Annotated in this window: 19 protein-coding genes and 1 riboswitch; of the genes, 7 read left to right on the plus strand and 12 right to left on the minus strand. The window is 73.5% G+C overall.

What is annotated here, in order from left to right; genetic code table 11:
- Positions 1 to 175 precede the first annotated feature (175 nt).
- On the plus strand, positions 176 to 1,357 hold the full coding sequence (locus A4R25_RS10380) for an ABC transporter substrate-binding protein (protein ID WP_043328278.1): 1,182 nt from the start codon (positions 176 to 178) through the stop codon (positions 1,355 to 1,357).
- Positions 1,358 to 1,485: 128 nt separating this feature from the next.
- Here A4R25_RS10380 and A4R25_RS10385 read toward each other — a convergent pair whose 3' ends face one another.
- Both A4R25_RS10385 and A4R25_RS10390 read right to left on the minus strand, forming a co-directional pair.
- Positions 1,486 to 2,319, minus strand: a complete 834-nt coding sequence (locus tag A4R25_RS10385) for an ABC transporter permease (RefSeq protein ID WP_064446602.1) — start codon at positions 2,317 to 2,319, stop codon at positions 1,486 to 1,488.
- Between the two features lie 102 nt (positions 2,320 to 2,421).
- Entirely contained in the window at positions 2,422 to 3,450 is a 1,029-nt protein-coding gene (locus A4R25_RS10390) for an ABC transporter substrate-binding protein (protein ID WP_064446603.1), read from the minus strand.
- A 284-nt stretch (positions 3,451 to 3,734) separates the two neighbouring features.
- Between A4R25_RS10390 and A4R25_RS10395 the strand changes: the two genes are divergently transcribed.
- The 4 genes from A4R25_RS10395 (at position 3,735) to A4R25_RS10410 (ending at position 8,450) form a co-directional block, all read left to right on the plus strand.
- Positions 3,735 to 4,517, plus strand: coding sequence for an ABC transporter ATP-binding protein (locus tag A4R25_RS10395; protein ID WP_064446604.1), 783 nt, complete (start codon positions 3,735 to 3,737; stop codon positions 4,515 to 4,517).
- Positions 4,518 to 4,519: 2 nt separating this feature from the next.
- Positions 4,520 to 5,470 (plus strand): LLM class F420-dependent oxidoreductase, encoded by a 951-nt coding sequence (locus A4R25_RS10400; protein WP_064446605.1) that lies wholly within the window; start codon positions 4,520 to 4,522, stop codon positions 5,468 to 5,470.
- A complete protein-coding gene (locus A4R25_RS10405) occupies positions 5,467 to 5,775 on the plus strand; it encodes a cupin (RefSeq protein ID WP_043328269.1) in 309 nt (102 codons plus the stop codon). The genes A4R25_RS10400 and A4R25_RS10405 overlap by 4 nt, the downstream gene beginning before the upstream one ends.
- A 74-nt stretch (positions 5,776 to 5,849) precedes the next feature.
- Positions 5,850 to 8,450 carry a hypothetical protein gene (locus A4R25_RS10410; protein WP_064446606.1) on the plus strand — a complete coding sequence of 867 codons (2,601 nt, stop codon included), beginning with the start codon at positions 5,850 to 5,852 and terminating at the stop codon, positions 8,448 to 8,450.
- A 46-nt stretch (positions 8,451 to 8,496) separates the two neighbouring features.
- Here the strand turns inward: A4R25_RS10410 and thiC are convergent, their stop codons facing one another.
- From thiC to thiE, 7 genes are all read right to left on the minus strand, one after another.
- On the minus strand, positions 8,497 to 10,080 hold the full coding sequence (gene thiC, locus A4R25_RS10415; protein WP_082930980.1) for a phosphomethylpyrimidine synthase ThiC: 1,584 nt from the start codon (positions 10,078 to 10,080) through the stop codon (positions 8,497 to 8,499).
- Between the two features lie 17 nt (positions 10,081 to 10,097).
- Positions 10,098 to 10,886, minus strand: coding sequence for a bifunctional hydroxymethylpyrimidine kinase/phosphomethylpyrimidine kinase (thiD, locus tag A4R25_RS10420; protein WP_064446608.1), 789 nt, complete (start codon positions 10,884 to 10,886; stop codon positions 10,098 to 10,100).
- The gene (locus A4R25_RS10425; RefSeq protein WP_082930997.1) at positions 10,883 to 11,656 is read right to left on the minus strand and encodes a thiamine phosphate synthase; all 774 of its coding nucleotides are present in this window, start codon (positions 11,654 to 11,656) and stop codon (positions 10,883 to 10,885) included. Before A4R25_RS10425 ends, thiD begins: the two co-directional genes overlap by 4 nt.
- Positions 11,657 to 11,718: 62 nt before the next feature.
- Positions 11,719 to 12,492 (minus strand): thiazole synthase, encoded by a 774-nt coding sequence (locus tag A4R25_RS10430; protein WP_064446609.1) that lies wholly within the window; start codon positions 12,490 to 12,492, stop codon positions 11,719 to 11,721.
- A 5-nt stretch (positions 12,493 to 12,497) separates the two neighbouring features.
- A complete protein-coding gene (thiS, locus tag A4R25_RS10435; protein WP_013288601.1) occupies positions 12,498 to 12,698 on the minus strand; it encodes a sulfur carrier protein ThiS in 201 nt (66 codons plus the stop codon).
- Entirely contained in the window at positions 12,689 to 13,819 is a 1,131-nt protein-coding gene (gene thiO, locus A4R25_RS10440; protein WP_064446610.1) for a glycine oxidase ThiO, read from the minus strand. Before thiO ends, thiS begins: the two co-directional genes overlap by 10 nt.
- Positions 13,813 to 14,439: a thiamine phosphate synthase gene (gene thiE, locus A4R25_RS10445; RefSeq protein ID WP_064446611.1), complete on the minus strand. Its 627-nt coding sequence runs from the start codon at positions 14,437 to 14,439 to the stop codon at positions 13,813 to 13,815. The genes thiO and thiE overlap by 7 nt, the downstream gene beginning before the upstream one ends.
- A riboswitch (TPP riboswitch) is annotated at positions 14,434 to 14,545 on the minus strand. Its footprint overlaps the gene before it by 6 nt.
- A 118-nt stretch (positions 14,546 to 14,663) precedes the next feature.
- Between thiE and A4R25_RS10450 the strand changes: the two genes are divergently transcribed.
- A complete protein-coding gene (locus A4R25_RS10450) occupies positions 14,664 to 15,575 on the plus strand; it encodes a DUF559 domain-containing protein (protein WP_064446612.1) in 912 nt (303 codons plus the stop codon).
- 916 nt (positions 15,576 to 16,491) lie between these two features.
- On the opposite strand, the gene A4R25_RS10455 is transcribed toward A4R25_RS10450, so the two are convergent.
- Genes A4R25_RS10455 through A4R25_RS10465 form a run of 3 tightly spaced genes read right to left on the minus strand, consistent with a single transcriptional unit; the run spans position 16,492 to position 19,818 of the window.
- Positions 16,492 to 17,454: an aldo/keto reductase gene (locus A4R25_RS10455; protein WP_197494889.1), complete on the minus strand. Its 963-nt coding sequence runs from the start codon at positions 17,452 to 17,454 to the stop codon at positions 16,492 to 16,494.
- 37 nt (positions 17,455 to 17,491) lie between these two features.
- The gene (locus A4R25_RS10460) at positions 17,492 to 19,171 is read right to left on the minus strand and encodes an ABC-F family ATP-binding cassette domain-containing protein (RefSeq protein ID WP_064446614.1); all 1,680 of its coding nucleotides are present in this window, start codon (positions 19,169 to 19,171) and stop codon (positions 17,492 to 17,494) included.
- A 41-nt stretch (positions 19,172 to 19,212) separates the two neighbouring features.
- On the minus strand, positions 19,213 to 19,818 hold the full coding sequence (locus tag A4R25_RS10465) for a class I SAM-dependent methyltransferase (RefSeq protein WP_064446615.1): 606 nt from the start codon (positions 19,816 to 19,818) through the stop codon (positions 19,213 to 19,215).
- Between the two features lie 125 nt (positions 19,819 to 19,943).
- Between A4R25_RS10465 and A4R25_RS10470 the strand changes: the two genes are divergently transcribed.
- Positions 19,944 to 21,155 carry a hypothetical protein gene (locus A4R25_RS10470; RefSeq protein WP_231915497.1) on the plus strand — a complete coding sequence of 404 codons (1,212 nt, stop codon included), beginning with the start codon at positions 19,944 to 19,946 and terminating at the stop codon, positions 21,153 to 21,155.

The raw sequence follows: 21,155 nt of genomic DNA on the forward strand, positions 1-21,155 counted from the left end.
TGGGATGGCTGTCCCGAAACAGCACTCGAGATCCCGGCTTGACCACAGGCCCCGGCATTGGCAAGGTTTTGCAGGCTTCGCGCACACCGTACGGCACACCAATCCCGTTCCTCCACTGAGGACGGACTAGCGGCGGTGATCGGGCGTCGGCCCGCGCCGCACCTGGAGGACTGAGTTGAGCCCCATCCGCTCCGCGAGCATCGCGGCGCTCGCATCGGCCGTGCTGGCCACCACGCTCACCGGCTGCGGGATCGGCGGGGAACCGCAGGACACCAGCCCCATCGTCATCGCCGCCGACCTGGAACTCTCCGGCGCGTCCGCGCCGGTCGGCAAGGTGTACCAGCGGGCGCTGGAACTGAAGGTCGAGCAGTTGAACTCGTCCGGCGCGCTGGGCGGCCGGAAGATCGATCTGCGGGTCAAGGACAACCGCTCCGACGCTGCGGAGTCCTTGCGGAACATCAATGATTTCAGCGGCGACTCACGGGTGAGCGCCGTCATCATGGGCGGCTGCAACGAATGCGCGGTGGGCGCGGCCCGCACCATCGGCGAGAAGCGCATTCCGACGATCGCACTGGCCTCCTCGAGCGCGGTCACCGAACCGGTGGGCGAACGGCGATATGTCTTCAGGCTCGCCCCGAACGCCGCCGACAGCGCCGCCGCGCTCGCCACCGAACTGGACCGGCGCGACATCCGCAAGGTCGCGCTGCTGCACAGCGCCGACGGTTACGGCCAGGAAGGGCTCACCGCGCTGCGCCGGGAACTGGAAAAGACCACGGTGCGGCTGGTCGGCAACGAATCGGTGCGGCTCACCGACACCGAGGTCGGCACGCAGGTCAACGAATTGATCGCCGCCAAGCCGCAGGCCCTGATCCTCTGGACCACGCCGGAGCAGGCGACGCTGGCCGCGACCACGGCCCGGCAGAGCAAGTTCCGCGGGTCGCTGTTCTTCGACGCCGCGGCCGCCGGCGACCTCTTCCTGGGCCCGTCGGCCCGCTCCACCGAAGAGGCCACGCTGATCTTCACGCAGACCATGGTGATCGACGACGTGATCGCCACCACACCGGCCAAGGCGGCGCGCCGGCAGTGGTTCCAGGAGTACACCGCCCGCTTCGGCGGCTACAACGGCTTCTCCTCGTTCGCGGCCGACGCGGTCCAGCTGATCGTGGACGCCGAGCAGCGCGCCGGTGGCGAACCGGGCACTGTCGACCGGGACGCGCTGCGCGACGTGCTGGAGACCTCGCAGCTGGACGGGCTGTCCGGGCCGATCCGGATGACGCCGGACAACCACTCCGGGTTGATGCCGCAGGCGTTGACGACGCTGGTGGCGCGTGGTGGTCGCTGGCGGCTCGCCGGTTAGTCACTGTTGGGGCGTGGCCCCACCGCAACCGGCTCCGGGCGGTCAGGCTTGATCCCTGCGCCGGTTGCGGTGGGGCCACGCCTGTCGTGGTCGGCCGCCATCCGTGGGTTGAGGTCTACTTCCGAGGGTCAGCGGGCTGAGGTGGTGGCCTTCACCCAGGGCAGGGCCAGGCGCTCCACGAGGCTGAGGGCGGCGTAGAGCGCGATGCTCATCAGGGCCACCAGCACGATCGCCGCCCAGGCGGTGGCGGTGTCGCCGACGCCGTTGTACTGCAGGATCTGGTAGCCCAGACCGGGACGGTCCGAGTAGAACTCGCCGATCACCGCGCCGATCGCGGCCAGCGGCATGGCCACCTTGAGCCCGACGAAGATCTGCGGCAGCGCGGACGGGAAGCGCACCTTGCGGAACGACTGCCACCACGAGGCGTTCAGCGACCGGCTCAGCTCCGCCAGGTCCGCCGGCGTGGTGGTCAGGCCGGTGGCGGTGGAGAGCACGATCGGGAAGAAGCAGAGCAGGAACACCATGGTCAGAATGGGTTTCTGACCCCAGCCGACGGCCACCACCAGCAGCGGCCCGAACGCGATCTTCGGGACCGCGTTCACGGCCACCAGCAACGGCGCGAACATCCGCTCGACCCGGCGGGACGCGGCCAGCGCCATCCCGATCAGCACCCCGGCGGCCGACGAGAGCAGGAAGCCGAGCACCGTCATCCAGGTGGTGATGCCCAACGCGGGCAGCAGCACGTCGGTGGCGTTCGCGAGGGACTCCCCCACCGCCTGCGGCGGCGGCAGCGCGGCCGGGTGCACCAGGTTCAGCCCCGAGGTGACCAGCCACCAGCCGGCCACCGCGATCACCAGGCCGAGCGCCGGCAGCCCGACCGCAGCCGGACGTACGGCGAACCGGCGCCGGACCGCCGGGCGCGGCTGTGGCGCCTCCGGCCGGGCCTCGGTCAACTGTGTCAACGTGTCCTCCTCTCTGCGCCGGTCGGTGCGACCGGCACGGGAAGGGGGTGCGCCCCGCCGGGTGTCCGGCGGGGCGCACCCCCGTTGGCCCGAGCGGACCGGTCAGGCCTTCGGCGCGAGGTCGAAGTCGATGATCTGGTCCGGGGTGAGGTCCTGCTTGAGCGCGCCCGCGCCCTTCAGCAGGGCGATGCTCTTGGCCACCCGGCCGCTGTCCAGCGTGCCGATCGCGGTGCCGGAGTTGCTCGACCGGACGTACGCGGCCATCAGCTGAAGCTCGGCGGAGGCCGCGGCCGGGACGGCGGCCGGCACGTTCTTCTTCAGGATCTCGGCGGCCTCGTCCGGGTTCGCCAGCGAGTACTCCAGGCCCTTGAGCAGCGCGGCGGTGAACTTCTTCACCATCTCCGGCTTCTCCTTGGCGAGCTTCGTGGAAGTGATCAGCGCGTTGCCGTAGAGGTCCTGCATCACGTTGCTGTATGGCAGGATGACCGGCTTCTTCTTGGTCACCGTCTCCACCGTCGGCTGGCCGACGACGAACTGGCCGATGCCGTCCACCGCGCCGGAGCCGAGCATCGGCATCAGGCTCTGCGCCTCACCGTTGACCCAGGTCACCTTGCTGCCGTCGATGCCGGCGAGCCGCGCGTACGTGGGGAAGAGGTTGCGCACGACGGAGGAGGGGGTGTCCGCGAGCTTCTTGCCCTCGAGGTCCTTCGGGGTGGCGATGTTCTTGCCCTCGACCGTGACGATCGCGGCCATGGTGCGCTGCTGGATCGCGGCCACCGCCACGAAGTCCTTCGCCAGGCCGTTGCCGAGCTGGAGGATGCCACCGGTCAGGTCGATCGGGCCGAACTGGGCCTGCCCGCCGGTGATGGTCTGGATGACGGAGCCGGTGCCCTGGCCGGGCTTGATGTCGACGTCGAAACCGGCCTCCTTGAAGAAGCCCTTGTCCTTCGCCACCCAGGCGTAGGAGTCACGGCCGAAGTTGCCGAACGAGGTGAGGTACGTCACCTTTTCCAGCGCGCCGCCGTTTCCGCCGCCGCTCTCGGACTTGTCCGAGTCGCTGCTGCAGCCGCCCACGAGGGCGAGGGCGGTAGCCAGAGCCGCGGCGGCGACCGTACGGGTCAGCCTTCTCATCAGTGCACCATGTCCTTTCCGACCAGGACTTTCTCGCCGGTCGGGTCGTGGGTCCGACGGGGCCGGCAGGAGGGTTGGGCCGACTGGACCGTCGTGAGGGGACTCTTCGCGCGCAACAGCGTACGAGAAGGCGGATGGTGTGCCCCCTCCGTCCCGGTTGCGGAACGGAAACGAAGTTGCGTGACGGAAAGCGGACTGACGTCCACCCCGGACAGTGCTATAAGCACCGTCCGCTACGCTAGCCCGGCTCGCATTCGGACGACGTGGAAGGGAGCCGGCGGAAGATGATCCGACTGTCCGGGGTGTCCCGCACCTTCGACGGCCGATCCGGGCAGGTGGAGGCGCTGCGCGGCATCGACCTCGACGTCGCCGAGGGCGAGTTCGTCGCCGTACTCGGCCGGTCCGGCTGTGGCAAGTCCACGCTCCTGCGCATGATCGCCGGCCTGCTCCCGGTCAGCGGCGGCGAGATCACCGTGGCCGGTACGCCGATCACGAAGCCCCGCCGCGACGTGGCCATGCTGTTCCAGCGGCCGGCCCTGCTGCCCTGGCGCACGGTGCTGGACAACGTGCTGCTGCCGGTGGAGATCTTCGGCTGGCGCCGGGCCGAGCACCGCGACCGCGCCCGCCAGCTGCTGGAGATGGCCGGGCTGGGCGGCTTCGAGAAGCGGCTCCCGCACGAGCTGTCCGGTGGCATGCAGCAGCGCGTCTCGCTCTGCCGGTCGCTCATCGGCTCACCCCGGGTGATGCTCATGGACGAGCCGTTCTCCGCGCTCGACGCGCTCACCCGCGAGGAACTCTCCGGCGAACTCCAGCGGGTGCACATGGAGACGAAGGCCACGATCGTCTTCGTCACCCACTCGATCGACGAGGCGGTGCTGCTCGCCGACCGGGTCGTCGTGCTCAGCCCGCGCCCCGGCCGGATCCGCGAGGTGGTCGAGGTGAACGTCCCCCGGCCCCGCACGCTCGGCCGGCACGAACACCTGGCCGATGTCGCGCGGATCAGCGCCGAGCTGCACGAACTGCTGATGGAGCGGGACGCCCCCGGCGTACCCGTGGGAGGACGGTGACCATGCGGGTCTCGGTCTTCACCGAACCCCACCGCGGAGCGGACTACGACGACCAGCTCCGGTTCGCCCGGCTGGTCGAGGAGACCGGCTTCGAGGGCTTCTTCCGGGCCGACCACTACCGGGCGATGGGGGACGAGCCGGCGCTGCCCGGCCCCACCGACGCCTGGCTGACGCTCGCCGCACTGGCCCGGGAGACCTCCCGGATCCGGCTCGGCACGCTCGTCACGTCCGCCACGTTCCGGCTCCCCGGGCCGCTCGCCGTCATGGTCGCCCAGGTCGACCGGATGAGCGGCGGCCGGGTCGAGCTGGGCATCGGCGCCGGCTGGTACGAGCGCGAGCACACCGCGTTCGGCATCCCGTTCCCGCCGGTCAGCGAACGCTTCGACCGGCTCGCCGAGCAGCTGGAGATCGTCACCGGGCTGTGGCGCACCCCGGCCGACGAGACGTACAGCTTCACCGGCGAGCACTACCGCCTGGTCGACGCGCCGACGCTGCCCAAACCGGTGCAGCAGCCCGGCCCGCCGGTGATCGTCGGCGGCCGGGGACCGAAGCGCACGCCCGAGCTGGCCGCCCGCTACGCCGACGAGTTCAACATGCCGTTCAAGAGCGTGGCCGAGACCGCCTCCGCGTACGACCGGGTCCGGGAGGCGTGCGACCGCACCGGCCGGGACGCCTCCGGCCGGGCCCCGCTGACGCTCTCCGCCGGCATCGTCGTGGCGATCGGACGCACCGACGCCGAGGCGCAGCGCCGGGCCGCCCCGCTGCACGTCACGAGCGCGCTGCCGCCGGAGGACCCGGTGGTCGGCTCCCCCGCCCAGCTCGTGGACCGGATCGGCGAGTTCGCCGCGATCGGGGCCACCCGGGTGCACCTGCGCCTGATCGACTTCGACGACCTCGACCACGTGGAGCTCATCGCCGCCGAGGTGCTCCCCCGACTGGACGGACCACGATGACCGAACTCTCCACCGACCTCGAACTCGGCCCGGTGGGCCAGGAGATCGTGTACGAGAACGACCGGGTACGGGTCTGGCACATCCGGCTGGAGCCGGGTGAGCGGCAGCCGCTGCACCGCCACGACCACCCGTACCTGGTGGTGGCGGTCCAGGGCGCGAAGAACGTGGTGCAGACGATCGACGGCACCACCATCGACGCCGACGAGCCGACCGGCGGCGTCGTCTACCGGGATCCGGGCGCGGTGCACATGCTGACGAACGTCGGCGACACCACCTACCTCGCCCGCCTGGTCGAGCTGAAGTAGCCACGCCGGCAGGTTCGCCGCGCCGCGCGGCGGCAAGGTGGCGATCGGGGGCACCGGGCCGTAACGTGCCGGACATGGCCTTTCGGACGTGGGGCAGGCTGCTGCTCACGGCGCTCGGAGTGAGCGTACTGGCCGGGGCCGGCCAGTTGGGCATCGCGTACGGCTTCGGAGTCGTCCGCCTCGACGGCGCGTTCGTCGACGCCTCGGTGAACAGGTGGCCCGCCCAGCTCGTCTGGGTGGGCTGGTTCGCCGTGGTCGCCACGGTCGCCGGAGCCGTCCTCACCGAGCGCTTCGCCCGCCGCGACGACCTCCTCGGCGGCACCACCGAACTGCTCTCCATCGCCGGCGTCAGCGCGCTGGGCGCGACGGTGGTCGCCCCGCTGTGCATGCAACCGGCCCGCGCGGCCGAGCTGGCCGGATCCGTCGACCCGGTCTGGGCCGCCGGTGTCTGCGCCGCGCTCGGCGCGGTGGTCGGCGCGGGCGCGGCGATCGCCGTACTGCTGAAGCCGCCATTCGGCTGGGGTGTGGCGATCACCGCCGGGATCGTCTGGCTGCTGGCGCTGCTGTCCGTCGCGCCCACCATCGTCTCGGACCGCCCGCTGGCATCCGTCCGTCTCGGCGTCCTCGAACCGTCCTGGCTGGACCCGGCGGCCGCGCAGCGCCTGTCCATGCTGCTGCTGCCCACCCTGGCCCTGCTCGCCGGTGGCGCGGTCGGCGTGCTGGCCCGCCGCGCCGGATGGCCGCCGCTGGTCGGTGGCGCGGCCGGCGCGGCCGGTCCGGTGCTCGTCGCGTTCGCCTACCTGACGGCCGGCCCGGGCGCGGCGACCGACAGGTACCAGATCGCGCCCTACTACGGCGCGCTGATCGCTGTCGTCGCCGGTGCGCTCGGCTCGACCGCCACCACGATGCTGCCCCGGCCGGTCACCGCCGGCGGCGATCCCGATGCAATCGAGGCCACCGACATCCTCGCGCCGCTGCCGCACTCGGCCGCTCCGGGCGTACCGGCCGCGCCGCCCGTGCCTCCGGTGACGAGCGGCGCCGCCGCGCCCGCGCACTGGAACTGGCCGGAGCCCGGCGGCTCGGCCACGGCGACGGCTCCGGCCGGTACCGATCTTCCCGCCGCCGGCCGGCCGGCCCTCGCGGATCTGCCCGCCGCCGATCTGCCGACCGCTGCGGAACGGCCGGCGGGTGAGCGCCCGGCCGTCGCCGACACGAGCCACGGCCAGCCCATGCCGGGTCTGCTGCCCCCGGGGCGCCGGACCTCGGCCATCGACGTCCTCGCCGCGGGCCGCCCCGACCCGGTCGCGGGTCCGGGCACGGGTCCGGGCACGGCCCACGCGGACAGCACCGGCGAGGCGGCCACCACGGACCGTCCGGCCGCTCCCGACCCGGCCGCCGGTTCCGAAGCCGCCGATGGAGCGTCCGGGCAGGCCACCGGCATTCCGGCCGACAGCGAGACCGCTACCGGCACCGGCACCGGCACCGGCACGGACGATGCCGCACCGGCGCCGGAAGCGGCGGCGACCACGCCACGGGTGACCCGGCCGCGCCGCACCCGCGCGGGCCGGTCCAGCGGGACTACCGACGGGCCGGTGTCATCCGCCGACGGCACAGCACCCCGCCCCGGAGACGTCACCACTCCCAGCGCCGGCGCGGGCACCACCGCGAAGGACGCATCACCGGCCACCGCCGACAGCCACGTTCCCGGCCCGCGTACGGACAGCGGCGCCCTCGCCGGGCCGGTCACGGCCGACGCGGGCAGTGACACCCCCGCCGCGCCACCGGCCGAAGCCCCCGGAGACACCGGCGCGGCCGGCCGCGCCGCACGCCCCCGGCGTACCCGCACTCCGAAGGCGCCGCGCGCCACCGGTCCGGCCTCCCCCGGCCCGGCCGAGACCGCGCCGACGACACCGGGCGGCCGAACCGAAGCTGCGCCGAGCGGGGGAGCCGACGCCGAGCCGACCCCCCAGGCCACGAACCCGGACCGGGACGACACGAGCACCGACTCGAACGTGGTGGCGCCGACCGGGCGTACCGGACGCAACTTCTTCTTCGACGACCCGGCGCCCGCCCCGTCGACCCGGCCGCGGTTCGCGATGTTCGAGGACGTGACCGGGCAGCCCGGCGAGGTGCGCCCGGCCTGGCCGATCACCCCGGCGGGCCGGCCGCACCGCGCGACCGCCGAACCGGACGCGCCGGACCGGGACGCCGCGGACGCGGTCGCCCCGGGCGAGCCGGCGCCGCGTCCCCGGCACCGTGGTCTGCCCGAGCCGGGTGCGAGCACCGGTTGGGACGCGCTCGCCACGAACGCCCGCCCGGCGGGGCCGCTCGCCCGGACGGAGGCGGGGATGCCGCTCGCCCGGCCGGAGGCGGCGACTGCCGTACCGGGCGAGGCGGGTGCCGCGCTGCCCGAGGCCACGGAGACGGAGGCGGACTCCCGGCGCGGGCGGCACTCCGGACCGGACGACGCCGACGCGCCCGCCGGGAAGTCGAAGGCCCGGCGCGGCCTGTTCCGGCGCAACCGGGCCAAGGATGAGCCGGAGCCGGCCGAGCGTACGGCCGAGCCGACCACCGCGGCCGACGACGAGTACGTGGACTGGGTCGCCGGTCTCGCCTCGGACGACAACGCCGACGACGCCCGCTCGCTGCGTACCGGGCGGCACCACCGCGACTGAACGAGCACCGGGGCGGGCCGGGACACCAGGCCCGCCCCGGCTCCGGTCACGCCAGTGGCAGGTAGACCCGTGACCCGCCGGCGACGAACTCCTCCGACTTGTCGCGCATGCCCCGCGCGGCGTACTCCTTTAACTCCTGCGTGATCTTCATGGAGCAGAACTTCGGGCCGCACATCGAGCAGAAGTGCGCGGTCTTCGCGGGCTCGGCGGGCAGCGTCGCGTCGTGGTACGCCCGTGCGGTCTCCGGGTCGAGCGCCAGGTTGAACTGGTCTTCCCAGCGGAACTCGAACCGGGCCTTGGAGAGCGCGTCGTCCCACGCCTGCGCGCCGGGGTGCCCCTTGGCCAGGTCGGCCGCGTGCGCGGCGATCTTGTACGCGATCACGCCCGCCTTCACGTCGTCGCGGTCGGGCAGCCCGAGGTGCTCCTTCGGGGTGACGTAGCAGAGCATGGCGGTGCCGAACATGCCGATCATCGCCGCGCCGATCGCCGAGGTGATGTGGTCGTACGCGGGCGCGACGTCGGTGGTCAGCGGCCCGAGCGTGTAGAACGGCGCCTCGTGGCACCACTCCTGCTGGAGGTCCACGTTCTCCTTGATCTTGTGCATCGGCACGTGCCCGGGGCCCTCGATCATCACCTGGACGTCGTACCCCCAGGCGATCTTCGTCAGTTCGCCGAGCGTGCGCAGCTCGGCGAACTGCGCCTCGTCGTTCGCGTCCGCGATCGAGCCGGGGCGCAGCCCGTCACCGAGGGAGAACGTCACGTCGTACTTCGCGAGCAGCGAACACAGCTCCCGGAAGTTGGTGTAGAGGAAGTTCTCCTCGTGGTGCGCCAGGCACCAGGCCGCCATGATCGAGCCACCCCGGGACACGATGCCCGTCACCCGGTCCACCGCCAGCGGCACGTACGGCAGCAGCACCCCGGCGTGTACGGTCATGTAGTCGACGCCCTGCTCCGCCTGCTCGATGACGGTCTCGCGGAACACCTCCCAGCTCAGCTTCACCGGGTCACCGCCGACCTTCTCCAGCGCCTGGTAGATCGGCACCGTGCCGATCGGCACGGGCGCGTTCCGCACGATCGCCTCGCGCGTCTCGTGAATACGCTTGCCGGTGGACAGGTCCATCACGGTGTCCGCGCCCCACCGCGTGGCCCAGGTCAGCTTCTCCACCTCCTCGGCCACCGACGAGGTGACAGCCGAGGTGCCGATGTTCGCGTTGACCTTCACCAGGAACGCCTTGCCGATGATCGCCGGCTCGCACTCCGGGTGGTTCACGTTCAGCGGCAGCACGGCCCGACCGGCCGCGATCTCGTCCCGCACGAACTCCGGCGACACCGACTCCCGGATCGCCACGAACTCCATCTCCGGCGTGACGATCCCGGCCCGCGCGTACGCGAGCTGAGTCGGACGGGTTCCGGCCAGCGGCGTACCGGCGCCGCGTACCGGGGCGACGTCGCCGCGCTCGGCGATCCACGGCCCGCGCAGCGCGGGCAGCCCCACCTCCGGGTCGGAGCCGGGACCGGAGGTGTCGTAGAGCCGTACCGGTGGGTTGTCCCCGGTCAGCGGCACCTCGGCGAACGGCACCCGGATGTCCGGGCGCGGCCCTTCCACGTACACCTTGCGACGTGCCTGCATGACAGCCTCCCTGTCGCTCATGCGGACCAGCCGAAGTGGTCCAGCGGGCCGCGTCCCGCGCCCAGCTCCCAGGTCCGCGCGCCGGTCAGCGCGCGGGTGACGTACTCCTTGGCGGCCGCCACCGCGACCGGCACCGCGTCACCCGCGGCGAGCCGGACCGCGACGGCGGCCGAGAACGAACAGCCGGTGCCGTGGTTGTGCCGGGTGTCCACCCGGGGCGCGCGCAGCAGCCGAGTGGTTCCGCCGCCCGACAGGACGTCCACCGACTCGCCGTCGGCGTCCACGTCACCGCCGGTCACCACCACGAACGCCGGTCCGCGCGCCGCCAGCGCCTCGGCCGCCGCCACCATTTCCTCGACCGTGCCCACCGGGCCTCCGGTGAGGGCCGCGGCCTCCGCGCAGTTCGGCGTCGCCACTTCCGCGTACGGCAGGAGCCGCTCGACCGCCTCCACCACGCCGAGCCGGTGCCCACTGGTGGCGACCAGTACCGGGTCGACGACCAGGTGTGGCAGCCGCCCGGCCCAGGCCGCCTCGGCCACCGCGTCGGCGACCGCCGGGGTGCCGAGCATGCCGCTCTTCACGGCGCGCACGTCGAAGTCGCCGAGCACGCTGTCCATCTGGTCGCGCACCGTCTGCGGGGGCAGCGGCAGGACGGCGTCCACGCCCCTGGTGCTCTGCGCGGTGACAGCGGTGAGCACGCTCGTGCCGTACGCGCCGAGCGCGGCGAACGTCTTGAGGTCGGCCTGGATGCCGGCTCCTGCTCCGGAGTCGGATCCGGCGATGCTGAGAACTGTTTTCGGCGTCACTGGTCTTCTCCGGTGGTTTGACGGCTGCGGCCGACAGTGGTTGCGGTTCGGGGCTGCGGCCGACCGTGCCCACTCCGGGCGGTCAGGCTTGATCCCTCCGTGGGCACGGTCGGCCGCAGCCCTGTCGCGTGCGGGCTTGCGTCGGATCGCGCGGGGTGGGTGCGCGCCAAGTGGGTGGCCGCCTCCTGGAAGGCTCTGCCCAGCGTGGTGGCGGTTTCTCTCGGGTCGTCCGCGCGCATGATCGCGCCCAGCACGGCTACTCCGGCGGCGCCCGCCTCGACGCATGCGTGGACCTGGTCCGGGTTCTCGATGCCGCCCAGCGCGAGGACGGGCACGGGGCTGACCGCGATCAGCTCGCTCAATCCGCCCGGTCCCAACACAGGGCCGTAGCCGGGTTTTGTCTTTGTCTCGTAGAGCGGGGACAGGGTGGCGTAGTGCTCGGTGGTGAGGCGGGCCAGCTCGGCGGTGTCGTGGCAGGAGCGGCCGACCAGGCCGACGGCGGGCGGCGGGTACGGGCCGGCAGCCGGTAGGTGCACCGCGTCCCCGTCGAGCGGGTCGGGTCCGGCGACGACGAGCGTGCCGCCCGCGTCGGCGAGGATCGCGCGCAGGTCGACGGCGAGCGCGAGGCGTTCGGGGCGCGGCAGGTCCTTCTCCCGCAGCACCACCCACCGCACTCCCCCACCCACGGCAGCCGCCACCACGTCGACGAGCGCCCCCCGGGCCACCCGCCGATCGGTCAGCAGCACGACCCCGCTCGGCCCGCCCTGGATCTTGGTACGCGGCCGCCCCTCGGGGGGCGCCTCCGTACCAAGATCCGCTACGCGTGAGGCGGTCACAGGTCGGGCCGTCCCTCGTCGGGGGTGGACGGCAGGGCGTGGAAGCGGCGGGTGATGCGGCCCGCGCCGTACGCGAGGCGGCCGGCCTCGACCGCGTACCGCATCGCCGTGGCCATCGCGACCGGGTCGGCGGCCCGGGTCACGGCGCTGGCGAGCAGCACCGCGTCGCAACCCAGCTCCATGGCGAGGGCGGCGTCGGAGGCGGTGCCGATGCCCGCGTCGAGCACCACCGGCACGTCGACCGCCGCCCGGATCAGCCGGATGTGGTGCGGGTTGCCGATGCCCAGCCCGGAGCCGATCGGCGACCCGGCCGGCATCACCGCCGCGCAGCCCACGTCGGCCAGCCGCCGCGCGAGCACCGGATCGTCCGACGTGTACGGCAGCACGGTGAACCCGTCCGCGACCAGCTCCTCGGCGGCGCGCAGCAGCTCCACCCCGTCGGGCAGGAGCGTGCGCTCGTCGCCGATCACCTCCAGCTTCACCCAGTCGGTGTCGAACGCCTCCCGGGCCAGGTGCGCCGTCTTCACCGCCTCCACAGCGGTACGGCAGCCGGCGGTGTTCGGCAGCAGCCGTACGCAGCACCGCTCCACCAGGTCGAGCAGGCCACCCGACCCGCCGGGCGTGGTGTCGACCCGGCGCAGCGCCAGCGTCACCAGCTCGGTGCCGGCCGCGCGGATCGCCGCCTCCAGCACGTGCAGGTTCGCCGCGCCACCGGTGCCGAGGATGAGCCGGGAGCCGAACCCGACCCCGCCGATCTCAAGCGTGGACATCCTGCTCACCCGCCCTGGGTGGCGCTGAGCACCTCGACCCGGTCGCCGTCGCGCAGAACGCTCGCCGACCAGCCGCCGCGCGGCACCACCTCGCCGTTCACCGCCACGGCGAGCCCGCGCTCCCGGTCGGTGACGGTGCGGACCACCTCGGCGACGGTGACGCCCTCGGGCAGCGTCCGGCCGGTGCCGTTGACGATCAGTTCCACGTGCGCTCCTTCCCGAAGCGGTCCGGGGTGAAGGGGGCGAGCGCGGGATCCGGCTCGCCGGTGACGATCAGCTCGGTGACCAGGTCGGCGGTGACCGGGGTGAGCACGATGCCGTGCCGGTGATGTCCGGTCGCGGCGAGCACACCCGGCTGCCCGGGCAGCGGCCCGATGATCGGCGCGTTGTCCGGCGTACCAGGGCGCAGCCCGGCGACTGCCTCCACCAGCTCGTACTCGACGAGTTCCGGCACCAGCTCCGTGGCGGCGCGCAGCAGTGTCAGCACGCCACCGGCGGTGACAGCGGTGTCCGCGCGCTCCTCGACCGTCGCCCCGACCACGACCTCGCCGCTGTCCCGGGGCACCAGGTAGACCGGCTCGCTGTCCGCGTACCCCCGGATCACGTGCCGGAAGCCCGGCGGACCGCCACCCGGCGCGCGCAGCCGCAGCACCTGGCCCTTCACCGGCCGGACCGGCAGGCCGGTCAGCGCAGCCGCGCCGCAGCCGGCCGCGACCACAGTGACCCGCGCGTCCACCTCGGACAGCGCGCCGACGCGCGCCGGGCGCAGCTCCACGCCGGCGCGCTCGGCGGCCGTGCGCAGCGCGACGACCAGCCGCCGCGGGTCGACCTGGTGGTCGCCGGGCGCGACAGCGCCGCCGCGCACGCGCGGCGCCAACGCCGGCTCGCGGTCGCGCAGCTCCGAGGGACGCAGCGGCGTGATCGGCAGTTCCAGGCCCTGCTGGTACGACCACAGCCGCCTCGCCTCGGCCAGGTCGTCGGCAGTGAGCCCGACGACGAGCGTGCCCTCGGTGCGGTAGCCGATGTCGACGCCGCTCGCCCCGGCCAGCTCGGTCGCGAAACCGGGCCAGCGGGCGGCGGACTCGACGAGCAGCGCGGTGAGTTCGTGCTCACCGAAGTACGCCTCGGCGACCGGCGACAGCATCCCGGCGGCCACCGACGACGCGCCCGACCCGGGCCGGTCGTCGTGCACCACCACGCGCAGTCCACGTTGCGCGCACCGCCACGCGATCGCCCACCCGACAGGCCCGCCCCCCACCACCGCCACGTCGTTAAGGAAGGGCCCCCTGTTAACGCCTCCGGTAGAGGAAGGGCCCCCTGTTAACACGTCAGGGCCCGCAGCAGCTCGGCGGTGGCGTGCGCGGGATCGGCTGCCCCGCTGAGCGCGCCGACCACCGCCACCCCGTACGCCCCGGCGGCCCGCAGCGCCGGCACGCTTGAGGCGGTCACCCCGCCGATCGCGATCACCGGCACGGTCACCGCTTCGGCGACCGCGCGTATCCCCTCGGGGCCGATCGGTTCCGGCAGGCCGAACTTGGTGGTGGTGGCGTGGCACGGGCCCACGCCCAGGTAGCTCGCGCCCGCGTCCACCGCGGCCCGGGCGGTCACCGGTTCGCGGGCGGTCGCGCCGAGCACCGCGTCCGGGCCGAGCACCCGGCGCGCGGCACGCACCGGCAGGTCGTCCGCGCCGACGTGGCCACCGGCGGCGTCCACCGCGAGCGCCACGTGCAGCCGGTCGTTGACCAGGCACTGTGCTCCGTACGGCCGGCAGGCGTCGACCACCAGCCGGGCCAGCTCGTACGCCTCCCGGTCGGTGGCGTCGTCCTCCACGCGCACCTGCACGACGAGGTCTGCGCCCGCCACGGGCAGTGCGGCACGCAACACGGCGAGCGGGTCACGCCCCGGCCGGGTGTCGGTGATGAGATGCAGTCGTCCCAGGGACAGCACGGCAACGCTCCTCCCTGCGCCGGCATTACCCGGATCAGGTTCGACGGTCGGGGGCTCCCAGCCCCCCTCTCAGCCCGGTCCGCACCGGGCTCCCGTGGGTCACTTGCGGCCTACCGTACGACGCCTCCCGCCCGTACGGAAGCCCGGGTGAGGTTTTTCCCAGGAACCAGCCGTCCGCCGGATCGGGGCAGCGGGTGACCGTCCCGTCACGACACGCTGCCTGGGTGTCCGTTCCCGCCCGTGTTCCGCGCCGCCTAGAGATCCTGCCGTTCCGGGGCAGCCGTGCCGTCTCCGAAGGGCTACTCACCTGGACGATGCTGCGCGGGCAGACCTGGATCCGCCTGCTGCCGGACGTGTACGTGCACCGCGACGGGTACCGCGCCGACGACCACCGGATGTGGTGCGAGGCGGTGGCGTTGCGCCTGCCGCCGGGTGCCGTGCTGGCGGGGCGCAGCGCCGCGTGGTTGTTCGGCGCGGACGTGCTCCCCCGCGACGCGCCGGTGACAGTACTGTTGCCGACTGCTGCGCGGCTGCGACCGCACCCACGGTTGCGGTTGGTCCGGTCACCGCTGCCGGAGCGGGACCGCACCCTCGTCGGCGGGCTGCCGGTCACCACGCCCCTTCGCACGGCGTTCGACCTGGGCCGGCAGGGCTCACTCGCCGAGGCGTTGGTCGCCGTCGAGGCGCTGCTGCGTCGCCGGGCCGTGAAGCTGCCCGCCCTGCGGGCCTACGCCGCCGCCCGGCCGGGCTGGCCGGGCGCTCCGCTGTTGCGCGAGGTGCTGGCGCTGGCCGAGCCGTTGAGCGAGTCCCCGATGGAGACTCGCCTGCGGCTGCTCCTGCTCGACGCCGGCCTCGGCCCGCTCACCGCCCAACACGAGGTACGCGCCGGCGGACGCTTCGTGGCCCGGGTGGACCTGGCCTGGCCGGCGCTCCGCCTCGCGGTCGAGTACGACGGCGACCACCACCGCGAACGGGCTCACTTCCGCCGTGACGTGGCTCGCCTGAACGCGCTGCGCGCAGCCGGGTGGCTCGTGCTCCGCTTCACCGCCGACGACGTGCTACGCCGGCCCGACGCCACAGTGGCCCTGGTGCGCCAGGCCTTGGCAGAACGTCGTGCCACCGAGGCGAACCACTGATCCGCGCCCGCGGCCACGAGCCTCACCCCGCTACGCCCCCGGCCCGCCACACGTCACCGCTGGCCCCCATTTCGCCACCTACCACCCACCGGACCACCCACCACCCACCGGGCCCCCATTTCGCCACCTACCACCCACCGGGCCCCCGGCTCGCCGCCCGCCACCCGTTGGGTCCCCGGTTCGCCACCCGTCGAGCCGCCCGAGACACCACGCGCGTCAGAGGCCCGCCCGCAAACACCCATCGCGTTCCACTCGTCGCCAGATCCAGCCCCGAGTGGAACGCCATGGGTGTCATAAGGGCCTTGAGACACCCATGGTGTTCCACTCGTCGTGAGCGCTGCCTCTGGGTGGCACGCCATGGGTGGCTGACGCGTGGGCGAGCCTTGATGGGGCGCAGGCCGCGCGGGCGCGCCCCCAACCGAGGGCGCACAGTCCACGTGCGGGCGGAGCCGAACGCGTGGGTGAGCTGAGCGCGCGGGCAGCCCGGTGTGCGCAGGCCCAAACGGGTGAGCACACGCCCCGACGCACACACCCGACACACGAGCACACGCCCGACGTGCAAACCCGAGCGCGCCAGCACACGCCCGACGTGCAAACCCGAGCGCGCCAGCACACGCCCGACGTGCAAACCCGAGCGCGCCAGCACACGCCCGACGTGCAAACCCGAGCGCGCCAGCACACGCCCGACGTGCAAACCCGAGCGCGCCAGCACACGCCCGACGTGCAAACCCGAGCGCGCCAGCACACGCCCGACGTGCAAACCCGAGCGCGCCAGCACACGCCCGACGTGCAAACCCGAGCGCGCCAGCACACGCCCGACGTGCAAACCCGAGCGCGCCAGCACACGCCCGACGTGCAAACCCGAGCGCGCCAGCACACGCCCGACGTGCAAGCCCGAGCGCGCGAGCGCGGACAGTCAGAGGATGGCGTCCAAGGCGGCCAGGTCCTCGTCGGACGGCTGCCACGTGCCGGCTTCGGCGTTCGCCTTCACCTGGTCGGGAGTGGTGGCGCCGGCGATCACGGACGTCACCGCGGGACGGGCCGCCAGGCCGCCGATGGCCACGTGCAGCATGCTGATGCCGCGCTCGGCCGCGTACGCATCGATCGCCTCGATGACGTCCCAGCGCGCGGCGGCCAGCCGCTCGGCGTACCGGCCGCCGCCGGCCAGCCGGCTACCGGCCGGGGGCGCCTCGCCGCGCTTGTACTTGCCGGTGAGCAGCCCGTTGGCCAGCGGGAAGAACGGCAGCATGCCGAGGCCGAACCGCTCGCACGCCGGGATCACCTCGGCCTCCACCCCGCGTTCCACCAGCGAGTAGTGGTTCTGCGCGGAGATGAACCGGGAACGCCCCTGCGACGACGCGGTCCAGTCGGCGTCGGCGATCTGCCAGCCGGCGAAGTTGGAGTTGCCCAGGTAGCGCACCTTGCCGGCGGTCACCAGGTCGTCGAGCGCGGCGAGCGTCTCGTCGATCGGGGTGCCCGGGTCGGGCTCGTGCATCTGGTACAGGTCGATGTGGTCGGTGCCGAGCCGGCGCAGCGACGCCTCGACGGCGCGGGCGATGTAGCGGCGGGCACCCCGGGCGTCGTGGTCCGGCCCGTTCGCGCCGTGCATGTCCATGCCGAACTTGGTGGCCACCACCACGTCGTCGCGGCGGCCTTTGAGCGCCTGGCCGAGCAGTTCCTCGGAGGCGCCCTGCGGCTCGCCGTAGATGTCGGCGGTGTCGAAGAAGTTGATCCCGGCGTCGAGGGCGGCGTCGACCACCGCCCGGGTGCCGTCGAGGTCGAGTTTGCGGCCGAAGTTGTTGCAGCCGATGCCGACCACTGACACCACGAGCCCGGAGTCGCCCAGCCGGCGATAGGTCATCTCACTCACGAGATCCACCCTATGCCCGCTCCCCGGGGCCCACCCGGGGAGCGGCTCAGGCCACGTCCCAGACCGGCGCTGGCGTCTCCACCACGTCACCGTCGCCCCGGAACAGCACGAACCGGTCGAAGGTACGGGTGAACCACCTGTCGTGGGTGACCGCGACGACAGTTCCCTCGAACGCGGTCAGCCCGGCCTCCAGCGCCTCGGCCGAGGCCAGGTCGAGGTTGTCGGTGGGCTCGTCCAGCAGCAGCAGCGTCGCGCCGGACAGTTCCAGCAGCAGCACCAGGAAGCGGGCCTGCTGACCGCCGGAGAGCGTGCCGAACCGCTGGTCGCCCTGCCCGGCCAGCTCGTACCGGGACAGCGCCGCCATGGCCGCGTGCCGGTCCATGCCGGTCCGGTGCTCGTCGCCGCGCCACAGCACCTCGACCAGCGTCTTCGCCATCAGCTCGGGGCGGTCGTGGGTCTGCGAGAAGTGCCCAGGCCGCACCCGCGCGCCGAGCCGGACCACGCCGCCGTGCGCGACCGGCGCGAGCGCGGCGGCGCCGTCGACCGGGGTGTTGCCGGGCTCCGGGTCGGTGCCGCCGCGGGCCAGCAGGCGCAGGAAGTGCGACTTGCCGGTGCCGTTCGCGCCGAGCACCGCGACCCGGTCGCCGTACCAGAGTTCCAGGTCGAACGGGAACGTCAGGCCGTCCAGCTCCAACTGCTCGGCGATGACCGCGCGCTTGCCGGTCCGCCCGCCGGTCAGGCGCATCCGGATGTCCTGGTCCTTCGGGGGTACGGGCGGCGGCCCGGCCTCCTCGAACTTGCGCAGCCGGGTCTGCGCGGCCTGGTAGCGGGACGCCATCCCGTCGTTGTACGCGGCCTTCTGCTTGTACATCAGCATCAGCTCGCGCAGCTTCTGGTGCTCCTCGTCCCAGCGTTTGCGCAGCTCGTCGAGGCGGGCGTGCCGGGCGACCCGGGCGTCGTGCCAGCTCGCGAAGCCGCCCGGGTGCACCCAGGCGCTGCCGCCCTCCACCGCGACGACCCGGTCGGCGGTCTGGGCCAGCAGTTCCCGGTCGTGTGAGACGTACAGCACGGACTTGACCGACTCGCGCAGCCGCCCCTCCAGCCAGCGTTTGCCGGGTACGTCGAGGAAGTTGTCCGGCTCGTCGAGCAGCAGCACCTCGTCCGGGCCGCGCAGCAGCAGTTCCAGCGCGAAGCGTTTCTGCTGGCCGCCGGAGAGCGTGCGCACCGGCCGGTCCCGGGCACTGTCCCACGGCAGGTCCAGCACGATGGTGGCGACGGTGTCGAAGAGGACCTCGGCGTCGTAACCGCCGGTCTCGCCCCAGGCGGCGAGCGCCTCGGCGTACGCGAGCTGGGCCTTGGCGGCGGCGGAGCTGTACTTGCCGCGGACCTCGGCCGCCCGCATGGCCGCCTCGGTCTCGGCGAGCCGCCGCCCGGCGTCGCGCAGCGCGGGCGGGGCGAGGGAGAGCGCCAGGTCGGCGAGCGTTGACTCGTCGCCGATCATGCCGATGAACTGCCGCATCACGCCCAGCCCGCCGGAGCGCGCGATCGCGCCGGTCTTCACCGGCAGGTCACCGGCGACCATCCGCAGCAGCGTGGTCTTGCCGGCGCCGTTCGGGCCGACCAGCGCCACCTTGGCACCCTCACCGACCCGGAACGAGACGTCGCTGAACAGCTCACGCCCGTCCGGGAGGATGTGCCCGACCGCTGCCACGTCCACGTATCCCACGCGGGCATCCTGCCCGAGCCGGGCCGCTGGACGACACCGGATTACCGGGTGACGCGCAGCACCCGGTAGCCCTTCTGGCTGGCGTGCCGCTCGACGGACCAGCCCTGCTCGACCAGCCAGCGGTGCAGCGAGTCGCCGCCGAGGTGCCGGGCGACGACGAGCCAGGCCACGCCGTCCGGGGCGAGCCGGGGCAGCCAGCGCAGCAGCAGGCCGTGCAGTTCCGGTTTGCCGATGTGGATGGGCGGGTTGGACCAGATCTGGGTGAAGGTGACGTCGTCCGGCAGCTCGTCGGGCGCGACGGCGCGTACCCGGTCGGCGGCGCCGACCCTTGCCGCGTTGGCGGTGGTGAGGGCGCGGGCCCGCTCGTTGACGTCCACGGCCCAGACGGTGGCCTCCGGCGCGACAGTGGCGAGGACGCAGGTGATCGGGCCGAAGCCGCAGCCGATGTCGAGCAGCGCGCCGGTGACGTCGGCGGCCGGCAGGTCGGCCTTGCGCAGCAGCACGGCGGTGCCGGGGTCGAGCCGGTCGGCGGAGAAGACGCCACCGGCCGAGCCGAGCGTGTAGTCGCGCCCGGCGACTGTGAACTCGACCTCGCGCGGGCGGGCCGGGCCCGAGGGCTCAGCGGTGAAGTAGTGGTCGCCGGTCACGCAGGCATTCTCGCACCGGGCCGGGGCGGTTCCGGCAACGGTGTCAGAGGCGGAGCCGGACGCCACTCCGCCAGATTTTCCCGATATTACCCCTGAAAGGGACAATCAGTCCTACTCTATGCCACATGGTGTACCGGTACGAGTCCGATGAGGACGCCTTCCTGGAGTACCCGAAGCCCGGGTCGGCCCCGCACGGGCCCGCAGCCACGACGCCGCCGCCCGCGGGTCCGTCACGCTCCCGGTTCCCCACGCCGTCGCTGCCCCCGCCGCCGCGCCCGCAACCGGCGCTGCCGCCGGCCGGCGCGGCCGGGCAGGACGACCCCGACGGGCAGGCGGTGGCGGACGACACCCGCGCACCTGCTCCGGCGCCACCGGCCCCGGCGCCGACACCGGGACGGCCCGCGCCACCACGGGAGCCGTCCCCGGTGCCGCAGCCCGCGCCACCCATGCCCGCGCCCGTACCGGCGGCGACGAACCGGCCGACAGTGCCGATCCCCGCCAACCCGACCGCCCGCGCCGGCGACGTCTCCGAACTGCCCCGGGCCCGGCGCGCCGACCGCCGCAACGGCGGCAGCCGGTTCTGGCAGACGCTCGTCGGTGGCGCCGCCGTACTGCTGCTGCTCTCGCTCACCGGGCTCGCCGTCGCGGCGCTGCTGGACGAGCGGACGGCCACGCCGTCCGCCGGCCAGCCGACCCCGCAGCCGAGCGAATCGAGCACCCCGGCCGGCGGCACCGACCTGGACTCCCGGGACACCGACCAGGCGACGCTCACCGCCAAGGAGGTCTTCCCGACCAAGGACCTGGTGCTCACCGACGGGAAGCCGGCGTACCGGGTGCTCAAGACCCAGGCCAGTACGAAGTGTCAGGTCGCGGCCACCGGCGAGATCGCCGACCTGCTGGTCCGGCTCGGCTGCAACCAGGTCGTGCGGGGCACGCTCCGCTCCCCCGACGGCGACCACCTGATCACCGCCGGTCTGTTCAACCTCACCGACGTGGCCACCGCCCAGCGGGTACGCGACCGCATCCGGCCGCTGCTCGACGCGCGCCAGGGACGGTTCCGTGGCATGGCGGCGGGCGACGACACCGAGGTGGTGGAGAAGGCCGCGGCCCGGGTCGCCTGGCAGGTACGCGGACACTACGTCGCCTACTGCCTGGTCACGCGCGCCGACGGGGAACGCATCCCGAGCGACGACGCAGCCGCCCGCGAGATCATGTACGACATGGTCGAGCTGCACCTCAACCGGGCTGTGCTGGACCGTCGTGCGGCGGCCGGAACGGCCGGGCAGCCCGACGCGGAGTCGGCCGGGGACAGCGCCGGTCAGCGGGGCACCGACTGA

It is taken from the genome of Micromonospora sp. NBRC 110037, assembly GCF_001652995.1.
GTDB classification, from domain to species: Bacteria; Actinomycetota; Actinomycetes; order Mycobacteriales; family Micromonosporaceae; genus Micromonospora; species Micromonospora chalcea.

Coding starts and splice junctions, on each gene's coding strand:
- A4R25_RS10390 (WP_064446603.1), bottom strand. CDS start 3,450: ATGAGAAGGCTGACCCGTACGGTCGCCGCCGCGGCTCTGGCTACCGCC.
- A4R25_RS10395 (WP_064446604.1), top strand. CDS start 3,735: ATGATCCGACTGTCCGGGGTGTCCCGCACCTTCGACGGCCGATCCGGG.
- A4R25_RS10400 (WP_064446605.1), top strand. CDS start 4,520: ATGCGGGTCTCGGTCTTCACCGAACCCCACCGCGGAGCGGACTACGAC.
- A4R25_RS10405 (WP_043328269.1), top strand. CDS start 5,467: ATGACCGAACTCTCCACCGACCTCGAACTCGGCCCGGTGGGCCAGGAG.
- A4R25_RS10410 (WP_064446606.1), top strand. CDS start 5,850: ATGGCCTTTCGGACGTGGGGCAGGCTGCTGCTCACGGCGCTCGGAGTG.
- thiC (WP_082930980.1), bottom strand. CDS start 10,080: ATGCAGGCACGTCGCAAGGTGTACGTGGAAGGGCCGCGCCCGGACATC.
- A4R25_RS10430 (WP_064446609.1), bottom strand. CDS start 12,492: ATGTCCACGCTTGAGATCGGCGGGGTCGGGTTCGGCTCCCGGCTCATC.
- A4R25_RS10470 (WP_231915497.1), top strand. CDS start 19,944: ATGGTGTACCGGTACGAGTCCGATGAGGACGCCTTCCTGGAGTACCCG.